Below are 6,409 nucleotides of genomic sequence, written 5' to 3' on the forward strand. Positions count from 1 at the left end.
CGATGGACAGTTTCTCGGTACATGTCGGCACCGCGGTGCCGCTGCGGCGCACCAACGTCGACACCGACCAGATCATCCCGGCGGTGTATCTCAAGCGAGTGACGCGCACCGGCTTCGAGGACGGCCTGTTCAACGCCTGGCGGGCGAACGAGCCCGACTTCGTGCTGAACCAGTCGCGCTTCGACGGCGCGACTGTGCTCGTTGCCGGACCGGACTTCGGTACCGGCAGCTCGCGCGAGCACGCGGTGTGGGCGCTGTGGGATTACGGCTTCCGCGTCGTCATCTCGCCGCGGTTCGCGGACATCTTCCGCGGCAACTCGCTCAAGGCCGGGCTGCTGACGATCACCCTGCCCGAGAAGATCGTCCAACGGCTGTGGGACGACATCGAGGACGACCCGAAGACCGAGGTCACCGTTGATCTGCTCGAGCGTCAGGCGCGGTGGAGCGGCGAGGTGCACGACTTCGAGCTCGATGACTACGCGCGGTGGCGACTGCTCGAGGGCCTCGACGACATCGGCCTGACGATGCAGCACACCGACGAGATCGCGACGTACGAGAGCGCTCGCAAACCCTGGTTGCCGACCGCGTCGGTCTGACCTCGAAAGACGAAATTCCTTGCGAGACCGGGTGTTCGCGTTGTTGTCGACCCCGCAAAGCCCTACCGTGACCCGGAACAAGACCATCGTGCGATCGCCGGTGATCATGACCAGGTCCCAGGAGGACACGTGCCCAACAAGGCTCAGTTCATCGACTTGCTCGCCGAGCGTCTCGACGGCGACAGAAAGCGCGCCGCCACCGCCCTCGACGCGATGATCGACAGCGTCTACGACGTCATCTCGCGTGGCGAGCGCGTGGCCATCACCGGCTTCGGTGTCTTTGAGCGTCGCGACCGTGCGGCACGCACCGCGCGCAACCCCGCGACCGGTGCCACGGTGAACGTGCCCGCATCGAAGGTGCCGGCCTTCCGCCCCGGCGCCGAATTCAAGTCGATCGCCGGTGGCGCCCGCGAGGTGCTCGAGCAGCGCGCAGCGCGGACACAGGCCGCAGTGGCGAGCCTGGCCGAGTCCGCACGCGACACCCGCTCACGCGCAGCCGCCGCTGTCCACGATGCGCAGGAGCTGGCGCAGAGCGCAGTAGCCGACGCAGTCGAGGCTGTGCGCGAGGCGCCGGGCAAGGCGCTGTCCGCCGTCACCAACTCGGCGCCGGCCAAAGCGGCGAAGAAGGCACAGAAGCGTGGCGCCGCCAAGGCACTGGCCAGCAAGTCCTCCGGTCCGGCAGCGAAATCGGTAGCCGGGTCGAGTCTGGGATCCAAGACCGGCGTTCCGTCGAAGAGTGCTGCGAAGAAGGCGGCCAAGGCGGCCAAGAAGTCGGTGGCCAAGTCGACAGCGCCGGCCAAGAAGGCCGCGAAGAAGGCTGCGCAGAAGGCCCAGAAGGCGAGTGCCCCGGCCAAGAAGGCCGCGAAGAAGACCACGGCGCCGGCCAAGAAGGCCGCGAAAAAGGCACCTGCGAAAAAGACACCCGTGAAGGCACCCGCGAAGAAGGCGGCCGCGAAAAAGGCACCCGCGAAGAAGGCGGCCAAGAAGTCTGGCGCCAAGAAGAAGTAGCTCCGTACGAAGCTGCGCTGGGGCGCCGATCCGGATGTGGATCGGCGCCCCAGCGGCGTTAAGCGGTGAGTCCCGTTCGGCGCCTACCGCCCGGCTTGGGAGCAGTAGTCGGCGGCAACGGCAACGCCGTCGACGAACGACAGCACCCATGCCGCTGCCTTCTTCGTCTCGGCCGAGCGCACGTACGGCGCAACGGCCGGAACGAGGCCGGGGATGGTCGCTCCCTGACTGCAGACCACACTTACCCGGCGCGGTTTGGCCAGCGCGAGCAACGCGTTCTCGGCCGCCGCCGGATCGCGCTCGTATGCCTCGTCGCCAAAGGCCGGTTCGACGACGACGTCCAGCGCGGCGTCGTTCGCGAACGGCCCCACCGTCTGCACGCAGCGCAGCGGGTTGGCCGACAGCACGCGGTCAGGTGCAAAACAGCGAAGGAAGCGGGCGAGCGCGCGGGCCTGCCGCCGACCGGCCGCATCGAGCGGGCGCTTGACGTCCGGCCCTGACCACTCCGAGCGCTTGCCCGCCTTCGCGTGCCGGACGAGCACGATCACCGAGTCCGGGGGCGGCGTCGTCGCGAAGTCGTTGAGCACCTCGCGGTCGCCGTCGTGCCTGCACCGTTCGCTGGCCTCGGCCACCGGGAGCCAGGCGACCTCGTCGACCTCGTCCGAGGCCACGAACTGGCCCGTGAGGTGGCGCATCGTCCAGTAGGACACCGTCTTGTGCTGGCCGTCCACGTCGTAGGAGATCGTCGTCAGGCGACGCGACGCGGCAACCCGCGACCCGAGCTCCTCACCGATCTCGCGGACCGCGGCGTCGAGCTCGCTCTCACCGGGTTCGAGCTTGCCCTTCGGCAGGGACCAGTCGTCGTAGCGCGGTCGGTGTACGAGTGCGACGTGCACAACTCCGTCACGCATGCGCCACACCGCGCCGCCTGCGGCCCGGATGGTGCTGCCCGACGATCGCTTGTCGGGCATCGACTACTCCCTGCGGGTGGCCAGCCGCTTGATCAGCAGCTCCTGGAAGTCACGATGTTGGCCGTCGGACCGAACCCACTCGCCGTCGGGCTGCAGGTCCCAGGCCGAGACGTTGTCGTCGAACGCGAGGTCGAGGAAGTCCTGCAGGTGCGCACGGGACGCACGGTCGCTGACCTGGCACAGCACCTCGACGCGACGGTCGAGGTTGCGGTGCATGAGGTCTGCGGAGCCGATCCAGTACTGCGGATCCCCGTCGCCACCGAAGTAGTAGACCCGCGAGTGCTCAAGGAAGCGGCCGAGGATCGAGCGCGTGCGGATGTTTTCCGAGAGCCCCGGAACGCCCGCCTTGATCGTGCAGAACGTGCGCACCAGCAATTCGACGCGCACCCCGGCCTGGGATGCGCGGTACAGCGCGTCGATGGTCTGCTCGTCGACCAGGTGGTTGGTCTTGAAGCGGATCAGGGCGGGACGCCCCGCGCGAGCCAGCTCGATCTCGTGCTCGATGCGCTCGATGAGCCCGGCTCGAATGCCCTGCGGCGCCACCAGCAGTGAGCGGTACTGCGTCTGGCGCGAGTACCCGGTGAGCACGTTGAACAGGTCGGTGAGGTCGGCGCAGATCTGTGGGTCGGCCGTGAACAGCCCGAGGTCCTCGTACATCCGCGCGGTCTTCGGGTTGTAGTTGCCGGTGCCCACGTGGGCGTAACGGCGGATCTGGTTGCCTTCCTGCCGTACCACCAGCGCCGTCTTGCAGTGCGTCTTCAGGCCGACGAACCCGTAGACGACGTGGCACCCGGCACGCTCGAGCGCGCGTGCCCACTTAATGTTGGCCTGTTCGTCGAAGCGGGCTTTGATCTCGACGAGCGCGACCACCTGCTTGCCGGCCTCGGCCGCGTCGATGAGCGCTTCCACGATCGGCGAATCACCCGACGTCCGGTACAGCGTGTGCTTGATGGCCAGGACATTCGGGTCGGCCGCGGCCTGCTCGATGAAGCGCTGGGTGCTCGTGGCGAACGACTCGTACGGGTGATGCACCAGGACGTCGCCGTCGCGCATCATCGCGAATACCGACTTGGGCGTCTCGCCCTCGGCGAAACGCGGATTGGTCGTCGGGACGAACGGTCGCTCCTTCAGCGCCGGCCGGTCGACGTCGTACACCTGGTGCAGCGAGCTGAGGTCCAGCAGCCCGGGCACCCGCAGGATGTCCTCGGCCGAGACCTCGATCTCGCTGGCCAGCAGCGTCACGATGTTCTCGTCGATGTCGTCGGTGACCTCGAGCCGCACGGCCGGTCCGAAGCGGCGCCGGGTGAGTTCGCGTTCGAGGGCCTGCAGCAGGTCTTCGTCGCGGTCCTCCTCGACCTCGAAGTCGGCGTTCCGGGTGACCCGGAAGACGTGGTGCTCGACGACCTCCATGCCCGGGAACAGCATCTGCAGGTGGGCCGCGATGAGGTCCTCGATTGGCAGGTATTCGACCTCGGCGGGGCTCTCGGACACGACGACGAACCGGGGGACGTTGTTGGGCACCTTGACCCGCGCGAAACGCTGCACCTCCTCGTCCGGGTCGCGGACGAGGACGGCCAGGTTCAGCGACAGCCCGGAGATGTAGGGGAACGGGTGAGACGGATCGACGGCCAGCGGGGTGAGCACCGGGAAGACCTTGGACTCGAAGTACTCGGCCAGCGTGGCGTGTTCGTCGCGGTCGAGGGCGTCCCAGCGGCGTATGTGGATGCCGTGGCCCTCGAGCTCGGGATTGACGATTTCTTTGAAGCAGCGGGCGTGCTGGTCGACGAGTTGCTTGATGCGATCCGACAGCCGCGCCAGGGTGTTGCGCGGCGACAGCCCGTCGGCGGACGTCACCTGCAGGCCGGTGCTCGCTCGGCGCTTCAACCCGGCGATGCGCACCATGTAGAACTCGTCGAGGTTGCTGGCGAAGATAGCAAGGAACTTGGCCCGCTCGAGCAGCGGCTGCGAGGTGTCCTCGGCGAGGGCCAGCACGCGGGCATTGAACGCCAGCCAGGACATCTCGCGGTTGCTGAAGCGGTCGTCGGGTAGGTCTTCGACGTGCAGTGCGTCGGTCGCTTCGAGGTCACCCTCCGGTACGGAGTCCGTCGGATCCATCGACACCGACCCATGGCTGGAAACAGTGCTCGGTTCGACGCTCATGCCCTCACTATGCCGTCTCCGGGTGAACTAGGAATCTCCGCTGCCGAGGCGAGCTCCTCGCGAGTGGCGGCTCCGAGCCCGAGGGCGACGGCAGCCAGCAGGTCGTCCGCGGTGTCGACGTCGCGGCGCAGACCGGGCCCGGCCTCGATCAGCCGGGCGACGGCGGCGTGCTGCGCAGCTGAGCCCGCGCCGAACTGCGGTTGCAGCTGTCGGCCCGGGGCGGCGGTCAGCATCGTGGTGCCGTTGCCCTCGGCGTCGGGTACGTACCCCGCGTCGAGGTCGGCGGCCTGTCGCAGGGCGTCGGCGAGTTCGGCCGGGCGCAGGGCAGGCAGGTCACCCAGTAGGGCCGCCACCCCGTCATCCGGCCAGGACGAGCGCGCGTCGGCGGCGGCGTCCGTCAACGCCGCGTTCAACCCGTCGCGTCGCTGCACGACGACCTGGGCACCGACCGGGGCCCACTCACCTGGGCGGTCGACGACCAGCAGCACGCGCGCGACGCCGGTCGCCGACCGGGCCGCAGAAAGGGTGTCGGCACGAATCGCCTCGACCAGGCGGGCGTGCCCGGCGGCGTCCGCGGCACGCGGTGCCAGCCGCGATTTCGCTGCCGGCAGCGACTTGGCCGGGATGAGAACGGTCCAGGGCACGGTTCGAGTCTAGGAACGGCCCCCAGAGCCGCGCGGCTGCCCGTCCACGACGGGAGGTCGCGGGTACGGCAGACTGCAGGCGGTCGCGCGCACGAGCGTCAAGCGCTGCGCTCACGGCAGCAACGAGGCGGAGGACGGTGACGTGGCGAGGCTCGCCAAGCTACGCAAGCCGGGACACGGCGAGAAGATGGGGTTCGGCTGGCGACTGACCTGGTTCGTCCTCTACGCCCCGGCCAGCCTGCTGTTCCGTCTGCGCTACCTGCACCTCGAGCGCATGCCCCAGCAGGGCCCGGCCATCATCGTCGTGAACCACGTCTCGCACGTCGACCCGTTCCTCGTCGCGAAGTTCGTGCTCGACGCAGCAAGGGTCCCGCGCTTCCTGGCCAAGGAGTCGATCTTCGAAGTCCCCGTCATCGGCTGGGGGATGCGCAGCATGGGCCACATCCCGGTGAAGCGGGGTACGACCGACGCGCGCCAATCGCTGGCCGCCGCTGTCGCCGCGCTGAGCCGCGGCGAGCTGATCGTGCTCCATCCCGAGGGAACCGTCACCCGCGACCCCGGTGGCTGGCCGATGGCCGGCAAGACCGGCGCCGCGCGGCTGGCCACCCTCGTGCCCGACGTCCCGGTGATCCCCGTCGTGCAGTGGGGCGTGCAGGACCAGGTCGACCTGTACGCCAGGAAGCTCAAGCTCGTCCCACGCCCGCGCCACACCCTCTCGGTCGGCGAGCCGCTCGACCTGTCGGCGTTCGGCGAAATCGAAGCAACGCCGCGAGTGCTGCGCGAGATCACCGAGCTGATCATGCTGCGGCTGCGCCACGACGTCGCCGATCTGCGCGGACTGCCCGAGCCCACCGGCCCGCTCCACATCTGGCGCCGGGCCGGCGAGACATCCTCGGACGCCGCATGACCGTCCTCCGCTTCGCTCCGGCCGCCGAAGGCCATGCCCATTCGTCCTGCTCCGACTGCGTCGTCGCGTGACCGTCCTCCGCTTCGCTCCGGCCGCCGAAGGCCATGCCCATTCGTCCTGCTC

The 6,409-nt window shown here is 68.9% G+C and carries 6 protein-coding genes; 3 read left to right on the plus strand and 3 right to left on the minus strand.

Annotated features, from left to right (window positions below):
- Window positions 1-2: 2 nt before the first annotated feature.
- Together leuD and ACFFC4_RS12205 are read left to right on the plus strand one after the other, a co-directional pair.
- Window positions 3-596 (plus strand): 3-isopropylmalate dehydratase small subunit, encoded by a 594-nt coding sequence (leuD, locus tag ACFFC4_RS12200; protein WP_375501176.1) that lies wholly within the window; start codon window positions 3-5, stop codon window positions 594-596.
- A gap of 129 nt (window positions 597-725) precedes the next feature.
- A complete protein-coding gene (locus ACFFC4_RS12205) occupies window positions 726-1,604 on the plus strand; it encodes an HU family DNA-binding protein (protein ID WP_375501178.1) in 879 nt (292 codons plus the stop codon).
- Between the two features lie 83 nt (window positions 1,605-1,687).
- Here the strand turns inward: ACFFC4_RS12205 and ACFFC4_RS12210 are convergent, their stop codons facing one another.
- The 3 genes from ACFFC4_RS12210 to cofC are packed head-to-tail and all read right to left on the minus strand — an operon-like array spanning window position 1,688 to window position 5,379.
- Window positions 1,688-2,575 carry an NUDIX domain-containing protein gene (locus tag ACFFC4_RS12210; RefSeq protein WP_375501180.1) on the minus strand — a complete coding sequence of 296 codons (888 nt, stop codon included), beginning with the start codon at window positions 2,573-2,575 and terminating at the stop codon, window positions 1,688-1,690.
- A 3-nt stretch (window positions 2,576-2,578) separates the two neighbouring features.
- The gene (locus tag ACFFC4_RS12215; protein WP_375501182.1) at window positions 2,579-4,735 is read right to left on the minus strand and encodes an RNA degradosome polyphosphate kinase; all 2,157 of its coding nucleotides are present in this window, start codon (window positions 4,733-4,735) and stop codon (window positions 2,579-2,581) included.
- Entirely contained in the window at window positions 4,732-5,379 is a 648-nt protein-coding gene (gene cofC, locus ACFFC4_RS12220; protein WP_375501184.1) for a 2-phospho-L-lactate guanylyltransferase, read from the minus strand. The genes ACFFC4_RS12215 and cofC overlap by 4 nt, the downstream gene beginning before the upstream one ends.
- Before the next feature lie 142 nt (window positions 5,380-5,521).
- Between cofC and ACFFC4_RS12225 the strand changes: the two genes are divergently transcribed.
- On the plus strand, window positions 5,522-6,286 hold the full coding sequence (locus ACFFC4_RS12225; protein ID WP_375501186.1) for a lysophospholipid acyltransferase family protein: 765 nt from the start codon (window positions 5,522-5,524) through the stop codon (window positions 6,284-6,286).
- Window positions 6,287-6,409 lie beyond the last annotated feature (123 nt).

The organism is uncultured Jatrophihabitans sp., from assembly GCF_964244045.1.
Classification (GTDB): domain Bacteria; phylum Actinomycetota; class Actinomycetes; order Mycobacteriales; family Jatrophihabitantaceae; genus Jatrophihabitans.

What these genes read in the sequence shown, in the direction of transcription:
- ACFFC4_RS12215 (WP_375501182.1), bottom strand. Translation starts at nt 4,735, where the DNA reads ATGAGCGTCGAACCGAGCACTGTTTCCAGCCATGGGTCGGTGTCGATG.
- ACFFC4_RS12210 (WP_375501180.1), bottom strand. Translation starts at nt 2,575, where the DNA reads ATGCCCGACAAGCGATCGTCGGGCAGCACCATCCGGGCCGCAGGCGGC.
- leuD (WP_375501176.1), top strand. Translation starts at nt 3, where the DNA reads ATGGACAGTTTCTCGGTACATGTCGGCACCGCGGTGCCGCTGCGGCGC.